Below are 14,718 nucleotides of genomic sequence, written 5' to 3'. Positions count from 1 at the left end.
GTCTGTTCAAGGATCCTATGAGCAAGCCCACTGTCGACCCTACCTCGAATGCCAAGGCCGGACCTGCCGTCCCGGTCAATTTCCTGCGCCCGATCATCCAGGCGGACCTGGATTCGGGCAAGCACACGCAGATCGTCACCCGCTTCCCGCCAGAGCCCAACGGCTACCTGCACATCGGTCACGCCAAGTCGATCTGTGTGAACTTCGGCCTGGCCCAGGAGTTCGGTGGCGTCACGCACCTGCGTTTCGACGACACCAACCCGGCCAAGGAAGACCAGGAATACATCGACGCCATCGAAAGCGACATCAAGTGGCTGGGTTTCGAATGGTCCGGTGAAGTGCGCTATGCCTCGAAGTATTTCGACCAGTTGTTCGACTGGGCCGTCGAGCTGATCAAGGCCGGTAAGGCCTACGTCGACGACCTGACCCCGGAGCAGGCCAAGGAATACCGCGGCACCCTGACCGAGCCGGGCAAGAACAGCCCGTTCCGCGACCGTTCGGTAGAAGAGAACCTCGACTGGTTCGCCCGCATGCGCGCCGGTGAGTTCCCGGACGGCGCCCGCGTGCTGCGCGCCAAGATCGACATGGCCTCGCCGAACATGAACCTGCGCGACCCGATCATGTACCGCATCCGCCACGCCCATCACCACCAGACGGGCGACAAGTGGTGCATCTACCCGAACTACGACTTCACCCACGGCCAATCGGACGCCATCGAAGGCATCACCCACTCCATCTGCACCCTGGAGTTTGAAAGTCACCGTCCGCTGTACGAATGGTTCCTCGACAGCCTGCCGGTACCGGCGCACCCGCGTCAGTACGAGTTCAGCCGCCTGAACCTGAACTACACCATCACCAGCAAGCGCAAGCTCAAGCAACTGGTCGATGAAAAGCACGTCAACGGCTGGGACGACCCGCGCATGTCGACGCTCTCGGGTTTCCGCCGTCGCGGCTACACCCCGGCATCGATCCGCAACTTCTGCGACATGGTCGGCACCAACCGTTCCGACGGCGTGGTCGACTTTGGCATGCTCGAATTCAGTATCCGCCAGGACCTCGACGCCAACGCCCCGCGCGCCATGTGCGTGCTGCGTCCGTTGAAAGTCGTGATCACCAACTACCCGGAAGACAAGGTCGACCACCTCGAGCTGCCACGTCATCCGCAAAAAGAAGAACTCGGCGTGCGCAAGCTGCCGTTCGCCCGTGAAATCTACATCGACCGCGATGACTTCATGGAAGAGCCGCCAAAGGGCTACAAGCGCCTGGAGCCGAACGGCGAAGTGCGCCTGCGCGGCAGCTACGTGATCCGTGCCGACGAAGCGATCAAGGACGCCGATGGCAACATCGTCGAACTGCGTTGCTCCTACGACCCGGAAACACTGGGCAAGAACCCTGAAGGCCGCAAGGTCAAGGGCGTGATCCACTGGGTGCCAGCCGCGGCCAGCATCGAGTGCGAAGTGCGCCTGTACGATCGCCTGTTCCGCTCGCCGAACCCTGAAAAGGCCGAAGACAGCGCCAGTTTCCTCGACAACATCAACCCTGACTCCCTGCAAGTACTCACTGGTTGTCGTGCCGAGCCATCGCTTGGCGACGCACAGCCGGAAGACCGTTTCCAGTTCGAGCGCGAAGGTTACTTCTGCGCGGATATCAAGGACTCGAAACCAGGTCAGCCGGTATTCAACCGTACCGTGACCTTGCGTGATTCGTGGGGCCAGTGATTCTCTAAGGAAGCCGTTGTGCTAACGATCTACAACACACTCAGCAAGACCAAAGAAGTCTTCAAGCCGCTGGATGGCAACAAGGTGCGCATGTACGTGTGCGGCATGACCGTGTACGACTACTGCCACATCGGCCACGGCCGCAGCATGGTTGCCTTCGACCTGGTGACCCGCTGGTTGCGTTTCAGCGGCTATGACTTGACCTATGTGCGCAACATCACCGACATCGACGACAAGATCATCAACCGCGCCAATGAAAACGGCGAGTCGTTCGACGCGCTGACCGAGCGCATGATCGCCGCGATGCACGAGGACGAGGCCCGCCTCAACATCCTCAAGCCGGACATGGAACCGCGTGCCACGGACCACATCCCGGGCATGCACGCGATGATCCAGACCCTGATCGACAAGGGTTATGCCTACGCCCCAGGCAACGGCGACGTGTACTACCGCGTCGCCAAGTTCATGGGCTACGGCAAGCTGTCGCGCAAGAAAATCGAAGACCTGCGCATCGGCGCACGTATCGAAGTCGACGAAGCCAAGCAGGACCCGCTCGACTTCGTGCTGTGGAAAGGCACCAAGCCCGGCGAGCCGAGCTGGGAATCGCCGTGGGGCGCCGGGCGTCCGGGCTGGCACATTGAATGCTCGGTGATGTCCACCTGCTGCCTGGGCGAGACCTTCGACATTCATGGCGGCGGCAGCGACCTCGAGTTCCCGCACCACGAAAACGAAATCGCCCAAAGCGAGGCCGCCACCGGCAAGACTTACGCCAACGCCTGGATGCACTGCGGCATGATCCGCATCAATGGCGAGAAGATGTCCAAGTCCTTGAACAACTTCTTCACCATCCGCGACGTGCTGGCAAAGTACCATCCGGAAGTCGTGCGTTACCTGCTGGTGTCGAGCCACTACCGCAGCGCTATCAACTACTCGGAAGACAACCTCAAGGACGCCAAGGGCGCCCTGGAGCGTTTCTACCACGCATTGAAAGGCCTGCCAGCCGTGGCACCGGCCGGCGGCGAAGCCTTCGTCGCACGGTTTACCGAAGTCATGAACGACGACTTCGGCACCCCGGAAGCCTGCGCGGTGCTGTTCGAGATGGTGCGCGAGATCAACCGTTTGCGTGAGAGCGATCTTGATGCGGCGGCGGGTCTGGCGGCGCGCTTGAAAGAACTGGCCAGCGTGCTGGGGGTTCTGCAAATGAAGCCTGAAGATTTCCTGCAAGCCGGCGCCGAAGGGCGTGTGGATGCGGCTGAAGTGGATGCGTTGATCCAGGCGCGTCTGGCTGCGCGTGCCAATAAAGACTGGGCGGAATCCGACCGACTCCGCGACCAACTGACCGCGATGGGTGTGGTGTTGGAAGACGGGAAGGGTGGGACGACGTGGCGGTTGGCTGATCAGGCTTGATCGGTAAACGCTGAACGAAAAACGCCCCGACTGGTTCGGGGCGTTTTTTTTGCACACCGTTTTAACGGCTCACTCGATCCACTGTGGGAGCTGGCTTGCCTGCGATGACGGAGTGCCAGTCACCGAAGATGCAGACTGATATTCCGCTATCGCTGGCAAGCCAGCTCCCACATTTTTTACGGTGCCTGCTTCATTCAGTTGCTGATCCACGCCTCACGTAAAAATCATCCGGCACCATTCGCAACAACCCGCCGGCTTTGCCGATGGAGCGGTTACGACTTCCTATGACTGCAACCAATGCGAGGGGTGGGTACATGGTCTGTTCCTTCAGAGAAGTCCATTATTGCGCGGCGTGAGCGCCTGCCGTCACTTGATATCGACTCTGCACAAAACCATTGTCCGACACGTAGGTGCCTACATGGTGAAGCTGCCGCTCACTGCCAACCTGGCTGAACAGTGGAACGCCTTGCCCGAGTAAAACCGGGATACGCGTAATGATCAGCTCATCGATCAGGCCCGCTTCAAGAAACGCCTGGATGGTCTGGCCTCCGTCGATATAGAGGTGCTTCATGCCGCGCTCGGCTAACGTTGCCACGAGTGAGGTGACGTCTCCTGCCATGACCTCGACCTTGCCCTCCAGGTGCGCAGGGAGTTGCAGAGGCTGGTGGGACAGCGCAATGACGGGCGTGCCCTCGTAGGGCCACTCGGGGAAGGACAATACTTTCTCCAGGGTTTTGCGACCCATTACCAGTGCATCGACCATGGCGATGAAGCGTTCATAGGTCACGCCGTTCAGCTCGGCGGTTTCGTACTCTGGTCGGTGCAACCACTCGATATCACCGTCCGGGCGGGCAATAAAGCCGTCGATGCTGGCTGCGATGAAGACCGAACATTGGTTATCCATGGCGAAAACTCCTTTTAGTGCGCGTGGACGCTAATACTCATTTAATCCTCGGGTGCAACAACCGGGCGTCTAGACACAATCCTGATGCCCCTTTCTGCCGTGCGAGGATGTATGCGAAGTTGGTTGATCCGTTACCGTTACGCAATCATTTTCTGGATGTGCTTCGGCGTTTTCCGTACGTCCCTGGCCGACTGGAATCCCATTCCCTCTGGCTCCATGCGCCCGACCTTGCTGGAGGGCGATGTGGTGTTGGTGAACCGGGTGGCCTACGACCTCAAGCTGCCGCTCACGGACATTTCCCTGGCCAAGCTCGATGACCCCCAACGTGGCGATGTGGTGACGTTTTCATCACCCAAGGACGGCATGCGCCTGATCAAGCGTATCGTCGGCATACCCGGTGACACCCTGGAAATGAAAGACGAGGTGCTCTGGGTCAACGGCGTGCCGGCTACCTACAGTGACGCGCAGGACATCAGCGAACCCATCCTGCCCGGCCATACGGTGCCAGGAATCAAGCTGAACGAGCGGGCGGCCAACCGACAGCGCACCGTGCAGTTCATGCCGACGGTGCGGGCAATGCGTAATTTCGGGCCGGTGGTGGTGCCGGCCGACAGTTACTTCATGCTGGGGGACAACCGTGATAACAGCGATGACTCACGGTATATCGGCGTTGTGCCACGCCGGCTGCTGATCGGGCGGGCGCATCATGTGCTGGCGTCGGCGCAGATCCTGGATCACTGGATGCCACGCATGAACAGATTTGGCGCGCCGATCCTGTAAGGACAAGCCCTCATTACCCCTGTAGGAGCTGGCTTGCCGGCGATGGCGGCGTATCCGCTATATTGACGGCGACTGACACGCCGCCATCGCCGATAAGCCGGCTCCTACAGTTGGGTATGTTACGAGGGCCCCTGAATCCAGATACTCACTTTTGGGTTAGCCCATTACCTTTTCGTGCGTTCTTGTGGGCTGTCCGCCCGGTTCCTATCCTGCGGTCTTCGTTTACCCAGGAGTAGGTTCCATGAGCTTTGATCTCGGACTAAAAGGCCTTCGTGCGCTGGTCACCGGTGGCACCAAAGGTATCGGCGCCGCCGTGGTGGCGGTGTTGCGTGAACAAGGCGCCCAGGTGATTTCGGTCGCGCGTTCGGCGGCGGATTCGACGCCCGAAGGCGTGCATTTCATCGCTGCCGACCTAGGCACTGCCGCCGGTTGTGCGAGTGCTACTGAGGCGGTGAAGGCTCGGCTTGGCGGCGTCGATATCATCGTCAATGTGCTCGGCGGCTCAAGCGCGCCCGGCGGTGGTTTTGCGGTGCTCGATGATGAGCAGTGGGCGAATGCCCTGGGCCAGAACCTGATGGCGGCAGTGCGGGTGGATCGGGCGCTTCTGCCTGGGATGCTCGCGCGCGGCGCCGGGGTGATTATTCATGTCACGTCGATCCAGCGGGAGTTGCCGTTGCCGGAGTCGACCACGGCGTATGCCGCTGCAAAGGCAGCGTTGGCGACCTACAGCAAGAGCCTGTCGAAAGAAGTCACGCCCAAGGGTATTCGGGTGGTGCGGGTTTCGCCGGGCTGGGTGGAGACGGACGCGGCGGTGGCACTGGCGGAGCGCCTGGCGGAGCAGGCGGGAACGGATTACGCGGGGGGCAAGCAGATCATCATGCAGGCGCTCGGCGGTATTCCGCTTGGACGGCCGGCCAAGCCCCAGGAGGTGGCTGACTTGATCGCCTTCCTGGTCTCGCCCCGCGCCGCGTCGATCAGCGGCACCGAGTACGTGATCGACGGCGGCACCGTCCCTACGGTCTAAATCGCCGGTTTGGCGGCCTGCCATTTGAGCAGGCCATCCAGTACCGGGCACAGGCTCTGCCCCCACTCGGTCATACGGTATTCCACCTTGGGCGGCACCACTGGGTAGACCGTGCGCTGTACCAGGCCATCGGCTTCGAGCTGGCGCAATTGCTGGGCGAGCATCTTCTGCGAGATATCCGGGATCAGTCGCTCAAGGTCGGAATAACGCTGCACCTGGCCGCCGAACAGGTGGAACAGAATGATCAGCTTCCAGCGCCCGCCAAGCCAGGCGAGCGTGGTTTCGACGTCGGCGGCGGCGGTGGCAGGGGTGTAGGGTTTACTCATCGCATAAGTCCTAGGACATTTCGGAAAATTGCCATTTTTTTTGACGTCCGCCGCAGCCTGGCTTTAGATGGTCGACACGACCAAACCCACGATGAAACCAGCGGTGATTAAAATGGATTGTATCTTCTGCAGCATTGTTCAAAAGACCTCCCCAGCGCACATTCTGTGGGAAGACGACCAGCATATGGCGTTTCTTTCGATCTTTCCCAATACACCGGGTTTCAGCGTGGTAATCCCCAAGCAGCATTACGGCAGCTATGCGTTTGCGCAGTCGGATGAGGTGTTGGCCGGGCTTGCCGTTGCAGCGAAGAAAACCGCGCTTCAGATCGACCGTGCGTTTCCCGATGTGGCCCGTACGGGGATGGTGCTGGAAGGGTACGGGGTGGATCATCTGCATGCGAAGTTGTTTCCCATGCACGGGACGGGCGGGGACAGTACCTTCAAGCCCATCAGCTCCAAGGTGGAGAAGTTCTTCGAAGCCTATGAGGGCTATATCTCGTCCCACGATTTTGTGCGGGCGGATGATGCCGAGCTAGCGGAGTTGGCGGCGCACATCAGATCATTTGTCTAATGCAAAACCAAATGTGGGAGCGGGCTTGCTCGCGAATGCGGTGGGTCAGTCGCTGATGTGCTGACTGAAAAACCGCATTCGCGAGCAAGCCCGCTCCCACACTTTTTTACTGTGTTCGCTTGATGAATCAGCGGCGGCTGCTGACTTCGGCCGGTACGTCATCACCGGCCATGCGCTTGCGGAACAGCGCAGTGCGCGCCAACAGCAACGTGGTCACCGGCACGGTGATCGACAGCAAAATCGGAATCAACCACCCGTGCAACACCGGCCCGGACTTGAGCACCGAAAAATAAATGATCGACGCCAACGCCACACACCACGCTCCCAGCGTCGAGGCCAGTGCTGGCGGGTGCATGCGCTGGAAGAAGTCCTTCATGCGCAACAACCCGATCGCGCCGATCAGCGCAAACACACTGCTGAGCACCAACAGCACCGCCACGACGGTTTCCATCCACAACGGCATCATTCAATCACCTCCCCACGCAGCAGGAATTTGGCCAGGGCAAACGAGCCCACGAAGCCGAACAGCGCGATCAACAGCGCCGCTTCAAAGTAGGTGTCACTGGCGTACCGAATGCCCAGCACCAGCATCATCAGCATCGCCAGGATGTACAGGTAGTCCAGCGCCAGTACCCGGTCCTGGGCCGACGGGCCCTTGAACAGGCGGATCAGCGTCAGCACCATGGCCAGGGAGAACAGGAACAGGCTGAACAGGATCGCATTGGAGAGCAGGGCGCTCATTCGAAGATCTCCATCAGGGGCCGCTCGTAGGCGGACTTGAAGTGCTCGATGAAAGACGCTTCATCCTCCAGGTCAAACACATGCAGGAGCAGGATGCTGCGGTCCAGCGCCAGTTCCGACCAGATGGTGCCAGGCACTACCGTGGTGATCATCGACAGCGCGGCCAGGCCGTTGGCATCACGCAAGTCCAGGGGGATCTTGATGAAGCGCGAACGCGGCGGGCGGGCGCCACACATCAGCACGCCCCAAGCTACTTGCAGGTTGGAGACGATCACGTCGCGGCCCACCAGGAAAAACAGGCGAATAATCACCCCCGGGCGGCGGATGCGGATGGGCAACGGCCGCAACGGCGCCATCAGCAGCGGCGCGAGAAAGCCCAACAGCGCGCCCAGCAGTAGGTTGCCGGGGCTTACCGACAGGTTCAGCACCAGCCACAACACCCACAACGCCAGCGACAACCACGGGGCAGGTAACAGGCGTTTCATGGCTGCACCTCCAGCGCGGCGGCTTTGGCCTCAGGGCTCGGCACCGGTCGCGTCGCCATCACCGCCATAACATAGTGCTCCGGGTTGTTCAGGCTGACAGCCGTGTCCTGGGTGTAGCGCATCAGCGGCTCGGCCTTGAAGGTCAGCAGGATGCTCAAGCCGAGCAGGAAGAAGATCGGCAGGCACTCGTAGCGACGCAGCAGTGGCGATGGACGCTCTTCCGGGGTCCAAAAGCGCTGGATGCCCAGGCGCGCGAAGGCGATCAACGACGCCAGGCCGGAAAGAATCAGCAACGCCACCAAGCCCCAGGCCGCCGGGCGGATCGGCGCGTCAACGCTGACGCCCAGGCCCAGTGGATTGACCAGCGCACTCAACAGGCTGAGCTTGCCGATAAACCCGGAAAGCGGCGGCATGCCGATGATCAACAGGGCGCAGGCGATAAAGCTCAGGCCCAGGAAGGCCATGGTCCAGGGAATCACCTGGCCGATCACGGCTTTCTGCTCGTCATCGAGGTTGACGCCAGGACGCGGATGCAGGGATTCCATGGCCTTGGGCAGCGCATCGATCTCTTCATCCAGCGGCAGGTCGTTGGCCGAGCGTGACCGCTCGATCAGTTCGGCCAGCAGAAACAGCGCACTCAGCGCCAAGGTCGAACTGACCAGGTAGAACAGCGCCCCAGCGGTGAGGCTCGGCTGAGCGAAACCCACGGCCGACAGCAGGATCCCGGCCGACACCAGGATGCTCAAGCTGGCCATGCGCTCCAGCCGCTGCGCCGCCACCATCGCCAGCGCCGCGCAGATGATGGTCGCCATGCCGCCATACACCAGCCAGTCGCCGCCAAACAGCGCCGAGGCACCGGCCTGGCCGGAAAACAGCAGGGTCCACAGGCGCAGCACGGTGTACACGCCGACCTTGGTCATGATCGCGAACATCGCCGCCACCGGCGCACTGGCCGAGGAGTAGGCGGGGGCCAGCCAGAAGTTCAGCGGCCACATGCCGGCCTTGGCCAGGAATGCCGTCGCGAGGATGGCCGCACCGGCGTGCAACAGGCCGCGATCCGCCTCGGGCACCAGCGGGATTTTCAGCGCCAGGTCAGCGAAGTTCAGCGTGCCGGTGACGCCATAGATCATCGCCGCGCCAATCAGGAACAGTGACGAGGCCAGCAGGTTGATCGCTATGTAATGCAGGCCCGAGGACACCCGCGCACGCCCGGAACCGTGCAGCATCAAGCCATAGGACGCCGCCAGCAGCACCTCGAAGAACACGAACAGGTTGAACAGGTCGGCGGTGAGAAAGGCCCCGTATAAACCCATCATCTGCACCTGGAACAGCGCATGGAAGCTGGTGCCCGCGCGGTCCCAGCGGGCCATAGCGAACAGCAGCGCGCTCACGCCAATGATCCCGGTGAGCACCAGCATCAGTGCCGACAATTGGTCCACCACCAGCACGATGCCAAACGGCACTTGCCAGTTGCCCGGCAGGTACACGCCGATGGAGCCGGGGCCGCCTTTTTGCGTCCAGTACAGCAGCAGGATGGCGATGCCCAGCCCGATCATGCTGGAGAACAGGTTGATACGCGCTTTCAGCGGCCGATGCTTCTCGCCGAGCATCAGCATCAGGGCGGCGGTAAGCAACGGCAGCAGGATCGGCGCGACGATCAGTTGATTCATCCACGTCATTCCTTGGGCTCCCGGCCGTCCACATGGTCAGTGCCGGTCAGTCCCCGGGACGCCAGCAACACCACCAGGAACAGCGCGGTCATGGCGAAGCTGATCACAATGGCCGTGAGCACCAGCGCCTGGGGCAGTGGATCGGTGTAGTTGAGCAGGTCCTGCGGCACGCCGTCCTTGATGATCGGCTCCTTGCCGATAAACAGGCTGCCCATGCTGAAAATGAACAGGTTGACCCCGTACGACAGCAGGCACAGGCCCATCACCACCTGGAACGTCCGTGGCCGCAGGATCAGCCAGACGCCGGAGGCCGCCAGGACCCCAATGGCAATTGCGATGACTTCTTCCATCAGGCGGCTCCTTCCGTTGCGGCAACCACTTTGGCCTGGTTGCTCGGTTTATGGGCCCGCACGGACTGGTGACCGAGGGCGGTAAGCATCAGCAGCGTCGAACCGACGACCATGGCGTACACGCCGACGTCGAAGAACAAGGCGCTGGCGACATGGATGTCGCCCAGCACCGGCAGGCTGAAATGCCAGGTATGGGTGGTGAGGAACGGGTAGCCGGCAAACAGTGCACCGAGCCCGGTCAGCGTCGCCGAGAACAGCCCGAAGCCCATCCAGCGCATCGGCCGCAGGCTCATCTGTGCCTCGACCCACTGCGTGCCGGCAACCATGTATTGCAGGATAAACGCGACCGACATCACCAGGCCGGCGACAAACCCGCCGCCCGGTTGGTTGTGGCCGCGCATGAACAGGTAGAACGACACCACCAGCGCTATCGGCAGCAGCAGGCGCACCAGCACCGCCGGCACCATCATGAAGCCCAGGGCGGTGTCGCTGGCCTGGCGCGGGTTGACCAGGTCGGTGGCCACGTCCGGCGCCAACTGGCGCTGTTGCGCGGGCAGTTGCATGCTTTCCTTGGATGGGCGGAAGCGCCGCAGCAGGGCGTACACCGTCAGCGCCACGGCGCCGAGCACGGTGATCTCGCCCAGGGTGTCGAAGCCACGGAAATCCACCAGCATCACGTTCACCACATTGCTGCCGCCGCCTTCGGGCAGGGCGCGGCTGAGGTAGAACGAGGAAATGTCGTTGGGTGTCTGGCGGGTCAGCATCGCGTAGGACAGCAGCGCCATGCCGCCACCCACCACCGTGGACAACAGGAAGTCACGCAAGCGACGGATGCGAGCCTTGCGCAGCGAGCTGGGCAGTGGCGAGACTTCTTCGATCCGCCGTGGCAGCCAACGCAGGCCCAGCAGGATCAGCACAGTGGTGACCACTTCGACCACCAACTGCGTCAGCGCCAAGTCCGGCGCCGAGAACCACACAAAGGTGATGCAGGTCATCAGGCCGCACACGCTGACCATGGTCAGGGCTGCCAGTCGGTGATACTTGGCTTGCCAGGCGGCGCCGAGGGCACAGGCAATCGCCAGCAGCCACAGGGTCACGAACACAATGGAACCGGGGATCTTCGGTCGGTCGCCCCAACTGAGGCCACTGTTGAGCATGGGGATCATGCCGCCGATCACCGCCACCAACACCAGCAAGAACAGTTGCGTCTGCAGGCGCTTGGTGCTGATGCGTTTCTCGATCTTGCGCACGCCGCGCATCATCACTACCAGGCTGCGCTCGAAACCGCGCTTGCCGTTGAAGTAGCTGATCACCGGTGGGTATTTGAAGCGGCCGCGCTTGAGTTGCTTGCGCAGCAGCAGGTAGAGCACAACGCCGCCGGACATGGCCACCAGGCTCATGATCATCGGCGCGTTCCAGCCGTGCCAGATCGCCAGGCTGTACTCCGGCAGCACACCACCCACCACTGGCAGGGCGGCAGCGGCGAGGATCGAACCCACCACCTGGGCCGGGAAAATGCCCACCAGCAGGCAGGTGAACACCAGCAGCTCGACCGGCGCACGCATCCAGCGCGGCGGTTCGTGGGGCGTGTGCGGCAGGTTGGTCGCGGTTGGGCCGAAGAACACATCGACCGTGAAACGCAGCGCGTAGGCCACGCTGAACGTACCGGCAATGGTCGCGATCAACGGCAGGGCAAACTCCACCCAAGCGGTCGAGGTGATGAACACGGTTTCGGCGAAGAACATCTCTTTGGACAGGAAGCCGTTGAGCAACGGCACGCCGGCCATGGACGCACTGGCCACCATCGCCAGTGTCGCCGTAAAGGGGATCAACCGCACCAGCCCGCTGAGCTTGCGGATATCCCGCGTGCCGCTTTCGTGGTCGATGATGCCCGCCGCCATGAACAGCGAGGCCTTGAACGTGGCGTGGTTAAGGATATGGAACACGGCTGCGACGGCAGCCAGCGGGCTGTTGAGCCCCAGCAGCAAGGTGATCAGCCCGAGGTGGCTGATGGTGGAGTAGGCCAGCAGGCCCTTGAGATCATTCTGGAACATGGCGCAGTAGGCGCCGAGGAGGAGGGTGAGAGCGCCGGCACCGCCGACGATCCAGAACCATTCTTCGCTACCGGACAGCGACGGCCACAGGCGGGCCAGCAGGAACACGCCGGCCTTCACCATCGTCGCCGAATGCAGGTACGCCGACACCGGGGTGGGCGCCGCCATCGCGTGGGGCAGCCAGAAGTGGAAGGGGAACTGGGCGCTTTTGCTCAAGGCGCCGATCAGCACCAGGGCCAGCATGACCGGGTACAGCGCGTGCGCGCGAATCTGATCGCCCGCTGCCAGCACCTGGTCGAGGTCATAGCTGCCGACGATATGCCCCAGCAGCATCACGCCCGCCAGCAGGCACAAACCACCGGCGCCGGTGACCATCAACGCCATGTATGCACCGCGTCGCGCGTCGGCGCGGTGGTGCCAATAGCCGATCAGCAGGAACGAGAACAGGCTGGTCAGTTCCCAGAAGAACACGATCTGGACCAGGTTGCCGGAAATCACCAGCCCGAGCATGGCGCCCATGAAGGCCAGGAAAAACGCAAAGAAGCGCGGCACCGGGTCATCCGGCGACATGTAGTAGCGCGCATACAGCGACACCAACGTGCCGATGCCCAGCACCAGCATCGAGAACAGCCAGGCAAACCCGTCCATGCGCAACACGAAGTTCAGCCCAAGGCTGGGCAACCACATGAATTCTTCGCGGATCACGCCACCGTGGGCGATTTGGGGGTAGAGCAGGGCGACTTGAACGGTACCGACCAGGGCCACAAGGCCAGCCAGCAGGGATTCGGTGTTACGTGCATTGTGCGGCAGCAAGGCCGCCAGACAGCTGCCAATAAACGGCAGAAGCAGTAGAACTATCAAGGACATAGGCTTCTAATCTGCGGGAGTTTGGGATGCATCATACGTGCCGCTTTAACGATCACCAAACGGCAACATGTGGCAGGATCCTACAAGATAGGTCGAAACTGCTCATTTAGCCTTGTTTAAAGTGACCGCATTCCTACGGGCGACACCGCTCCCTGTGGAAGTCGGGCTTGCCCGCGATGGCAATCTGACAGCCACCGCAAGCATTCGGACCCTATCCCTGCTGTTCCTGTTCCCGCTCATCGCGCAATTCGAGGGCCTTCTGCCCCTTGGTCTTCATCTCACTGACAATCACCGCCGCCACAATCAACGCCGCCCCCAGCATCGCAATCGGCGGAAAACGCTCCCCCGCAATCCGCCCCACCACGCCGGCCCACACTGGCTCGCCGGCATAGATCAACGTGGCGCGGGTGGGCGAAACACTTTGCTGCGCCCAGTTCATCGCCACTTGGATCACCGCACTGGTCAAGCCCAGGCCCACGGCACTGAATAGCAATAACCATGAAAACCCCGGCAGTGCCTCGCCCATCGGCACCACCATCAGGAACGACAACAACGACGCCGTGGCCAGTTGCACCACGGTCACCCGGCGCACATCCACCTGCCCGGCAAAGGCGCTGATCAGGATGATTTCTGCCGCGATCGCGACCGCGCCGATCAAGGTGGCGATTTCACCGGGGCTGAAATTCAACGAAGCGCCCGCCGGCCCGGTCAGCAGCATCAACCCGGTGAACGCCAGCATGATGCCGATGCTTGGCATCAACCCCGGGCGCCGGCCCAGTACCAGCCATTGCAGCAATGGCACGAAGGGCACATAGAGCGCGGTGATAAACGCCGACTGGCTGCTCAGGATCGTCTGCAGGCCAATGGTCTGCAACCCGTAGCCAAACATGATCGCCACGCCGATAAACACCCCGGCCTTCAACTCGAACAGGGTCAGGTCGCGCAGGGTGCGCAAGGAAAAGAACCCCACCACGATGGCCGCCGCCGCAAACCGCAGGCCGACGAAAAACATCGGGCCACTGACGGTCATCGCATGCTGCACCAGCAAAAAGGTGCCGCCCCAGATCATGGTGATCACCACCAGGATGCATTCGGCTTTGCTGAAACGGTTGAAACGCGAAGGGGAGTTCGGGGTGGTCATGGCGGCTCGGTCTTGCAAGGGAAAGGCACGGACCGCACAATGCGCCGCACGCTGGGCAGTATACTGCGCACACCCACCTATTGAGCAATATAGTGCACAAAGAAAATCCGCAACGGGCTTCGGTCCTGCAGCACGTCAGCCAGAACGTTCGTCGCCTGCGCCACGCGGCCGACTTGAGCCAGACCGCGCTCTCGGAAAAATCCGGGGTCAGCCGGCGCATGCTGGTGGCCATCGAGGCGGGCGAAAAGAACGTCAGCCTGTCCACCCTCGACCGCGTGGCCGAAGCGTTGGACGTGGCGTTCAGCGACCTGATCCAGGCCCCGGATGCGCCTGACCACAGCCGTATCAACGAACTGGCCTGGGCGGGGGAAATTCCTGGGAGCAAGGCGGTGCTGTTGGCCAAGGCCACGGCGCGCCGCGAGGTCGAGTTGTGGGAAATGCAACTGGAGCCGGGCGATCGCTACAGTCCCGATCCCGACCCGGATGGCTGGAGCGTGCAGCTATTTGTATTCGAAGGCTGCCTCACATTGCTGGTGGGCGATGAAGAGAAGCACGTTGCCGCCGGTGAGTTTTATATGTTCGCCAGCCGTCACGTGCATGGCTATCGCAATGACGGCGATTTGGCGGTGCGCTTTGTGCGCAATGTGGTGATATGAAGCTCTGCGAGTAGCGCGAATATC

15 protein-coding genes are annotated in these 14,718 nt (G+C 61.7%); 6 read left to right on the top strand and 9 right to left on the bottom strand.

From position 1 onward, the window contains the following. Positions 1-17: 17 nt before the first annotated feature. Both KUA23_RS19155 and cysS read left to right on the top strand, forming a co-directional pair. On the top strand, positions 18-1,718 hold the full coding sequence (locus KUA23_RS19155; RefSeq protein ID WP_078050957.1) for a glutamine--tRNA ligase/YqeY domain fusion protein: 1,701 nt from the start codon (positions 18-20) through the stop codon (positions 1,716-1,718). Between the two features lie 18 nt (positions 1,719-1,736). Then, on the top strand, positions 1,737-3,125 hold the full coding sequence (gene cysS / locus KUA23_RS19150) for a cysteine--tRNA ligase (RefSeq protein WP_252992657.1): 1,389 nt from the start codon (positions 1,737-1,739) through the stop codon (positions 3,123-3,125). 340 nt (positions 3,126-3,465) lie between these two features. Here cysS and KUA23_RS19145 read toward each other — a convergent pair whose 3' ends face one another. Then, a complete protein-coding gene (locus KUA23_RS19145; RefSeq protein ID WP_252992656.1) occupies positions 3,466-4,029 on the bottom strand; it encodes a dihydrofolate reductase family protein in 564 nt (187 codons plus the stop codon). A gap of 111 nt (positions 4,030-4,140) precedes the next feature. Here KUA23_RS19145 and lepB point away from each other — a divergent pair, with 111 nt between their 5' ends. After that, positions 4,141-4,809, top strand: coding sequence for a signal peptidase I (lepB, locus tag KUA23_RS19140; RefSeq protein WP_252992655.1), 669 nt, complete (start codon positions 4,141-4,143; stop codon positions 4,807-4,809). Positions 4,810-5,050: 241 nt separating this feature from the next. Further along, positions 5,051-5,833 (top strand): SDR family oxidoreductase, encoded by a 783-nt coding sequence (locus KUA23_RS19135; RefSeq protein ID WP_028616869.1) that lies wholly within the window; start codon positions 5,051-5,053, stop codon positions 5,831-5,833. Here the strand turns inward: KUA23_RS19135 and KUA23_RS19130 are convergent. Then, positions 5,830-6,159 carry a winged helix-turn-helix transcriptional regulator gene (locus KUA23_RS19130; protein WP_078049222.1) on the bottom strand — a complete coding sequence of 110 codons (330 nt, stop codon included), beginning with the start codon at positions 6,157-6,159 and terminating at the stop codon, positions 5,830-5,832. The genes KUA23_RS19135 and KUA23_RS19130 overlap by 4 nt on opposite strands. A gap of 112 nt (positions 6,160-6,271) precedes the next feature. Between KUA23_RS19130 and KUA23_RS19125 the strand changes: the two genes are divergently transcribed. After that, positions 6,272-6,730 carry an HIT family protein gene (locus KUA23_RS19125; protein ID WP_252994295.1) on the top strand — a complete coding sequence of 153 codons (459 nt, stop codon included), beginning with the start codon at positions 6,272-6,274 and terminating at the stop codon, positions 6,728-6,730. A 127-nt stretch (positions 6,731-6,857) separates the two neighbouring features. Here KUA23_RS19125 and KUA23_RS19120 read toward each other — a convergent pair whose 3' ends face one another. From KUA23_RS19120 to KUA23_RS19090, 7 genes are all read right to left on the bottom strand, one after another. After that, positions 6,858-7,196 (bottom strand): Na+/H+ antiporter subunit G, encoded by a 339-nt coding sequence (locus KUA23_RS19120; RefSeq protein ID WP_078049221.1) that lies wholly within the window; start codon positions 7,194-7,196, stop codon positions 6,858-6,860. Continuing rightward, complete coding sequence (locus KUA23_RS19115; protein WP_005789171.1) at positions 7,193-7,471, bottom strand: K+/H+ antiporter subunit F; 279 nt, start codon at positions 7,469-7,471, stop codon at positions 7,193-7,195. Before KUA23_RS19115 ends, KUA23_RS19120 begins: the two co-directional genes overlap by 4 nt. Continuing rightward, entirely contained in the window at positions 7,468-7,956 is a 489-nt protein-coding gene (locus KUA23_RS19110; protein ID WP_078049220.1) for a Na+/H+ antiporter subunit E, read from the bottom strand. The genes KUA23_RS19115 and KUA23_RS19110 overlap by 4 nt, the downstream gene beginning before the upstream one ends. Next, entirely contained in the window at positions 7,953-9,635 is a 1,683-nt protein-coding gene (locus KUA23_RS19105) for a monovalent cation/H+ antiporter subunit D (protein ID WP_099492837.1), read from the bottom strand. The genes KUA23_RS19110 and KUA23_RS19105 overlap by 4 nt, the downstream gene beginning before the upstream one ends. Further along, positions 9,632-9,976, bottom strand: coding sequence for a Na+/H+ antiporter subunit C (locus tag KUA23_RS19100; RefSeq protein WP_003192163.1), 345 nt, complete (start codon positions 9,974-9,976; stop codon positions 9,632-9,634). Before KUA23_RS19100 ends, KUA23_RS19105 begins: the two co-directional genes overlap by 4 nt. Beyond that, the gene (locus KUA23_RS19095) at positions 9,976-12,897 is read right to left on the bottom strand and encodes a monovalent cation/H+ antiporter subunit A (RefSeq protein ID WP_078049218.1); all 2,922 of its coding nucleotides are present in this window, start codon (positions 12,895-12,897) and stop codon (positions 9,976-9,978) included. Before KUA23_RS19095 ends, KUA23_RS19100 begins: the two co-directional genes overlap by 1 nt. 211 nt (positions 12,898-13,108) lie before the next feature. Then, positions 13,109-14,038, bottom strand: coding sequence for a DMT family transporter (locus KUA23_RS19090; protein ID WP_099492835.1), 930 nt, complete (start codon positions 14,036-14,038; stop codon positions 13,109-13,111). A gap of 92 nt (positions 14,039-14,130) precedes the next feature. On the opposite strand from KUA23_RS19090, the gene KUA23_RS19085 reads away from it, so the two are divergent. Next, complete coding sequence (locus KUA23_RS19085; RefSeq protein ID WP_252992654.1) at positions 14,131-14,694, top strand: helix-turn-helix domain-containing protein; 564 nt, start codon at positions 14,131-14,133, stop codon at positions 14,692-14,694. Positions 14,695-14,718 lie beyond the last annotated feature (24 nt).

The sequence above is a fragment of the Pseudomonas pergaminensis genome, from assembly GCF_024112395.2.
GTDB lineage: Bacteria > Pseudomonadota > Gammaproteobacteria > Pseudomonadales > Pseudomonadaceae > Aquipseudomonas > Aquipseudomonas pergaminensis.
The sequence above is the reverse complement of the archived record's forward strand: the minus strand, read 5'-3'. Positions and strand labels throughout refer to the sequence as shown.

What these genes read in the sequence shown, in the direction of transcription:
- KUA23_RS19155 (WP_078050957.1), top strand. Translation starts at nt 18, where the DNA reads ATGAGCAAGCCCACTGTCGACCCTACCTCGAATGCCAAGGCCGGACCT.
- KUA23_RS19145 (WP_252992656.1), bottom strand. Translation starts at nt 4,029, where the DNA reads ATGGATAACCAATGTTCGGTCTTCATCGCAGCCAGCATCGACGGCTTT.
- lepB (WP_252992655.1), top strand. Translation starts at nt 4,141, where the DNA reads ATGCGAAGTTGGTTGATCCGTTACCGTTACGCAATCATTTTCTGGATG.
- KUA23_RS19135 (WP_028616869.1), top strand. Translation starts at nt 5,051, where the DNA reads ATGAGCTTTGATCTCGGACTAAAAGGCCTTCGTGCGCTGGTCACCGGT.
- KUA23_RS19130 (WP_078049222.1), bottom strand. Translation starts at nt 6,159, where the DNA reads ATGAGTAAACCCTACACCCCTGCCACCGCCGCCGCCGACGTCGAAACC.
- KUA23_RS19125 (WP_252994295.1), top strand. Translation starts at nt 6,272, where the DNA reads ATGGATTGTATCTTCTGCAGCATTGTTCAAAAGACCTCCCCAGCGCAC.
- KUA23_RS19120 (WP_078049221.1), bottom strand. Translation starts at nt 7,196, where the DNA reads ATGATGCCGTTGTGGATGGAAACCGTCGTGGCGGTGCTGTTGGTGCTC.
- KUA23_RS19115 (WP_005789171.1), bottom strand. Translation starts at nt 7,471, where the DNA reads ATGAGCGCCCTGCTCTCCAATGCGATCCTGTTCAGCCTGTTCCTGTTC.
- KUA23_RS19110 (WP_078049220.1), bottom strand. Translation starts at nt 7,956, where the DNA reads ATGAAACGCCTGTTACCTGCCCCGTGGTTGTCGCTGGCGTTGTGGGTG.
- KUA23_RS19105 (WP_099492837.1), bottom strand. Translation starts at nt 9,635, where the DNA reads ATGACGTGGATGAATCAACTGATCGTCGCGCCGATCCTGCTGCCGTTG.
- KUA23_RS19100 (WP_003192163.1), bottom strand. Translation starts at nt 9,976, where the DNA reads ATGGAAGAAGTCATCGCAATTGCCATTGGGGTCCTGGCGGCCTCCGGC.
- KUA23_RS19095 (WP_078049218.1), bottom strand. Translation starts at nt 12,897, where the DNA reads ATGTCCTTGATAGTTCTACTGCTTCTGCCGTTTATTGGCAGCTGTCTG.
- KUA23_RS19090 (WP_099492835.1), bottom strand. Translation starts at nt 14,038, where the DNA reads ATGACCACCCCGAACTCCCCTTCGCGTTTCAACCGTTTCAGCAAAGCC.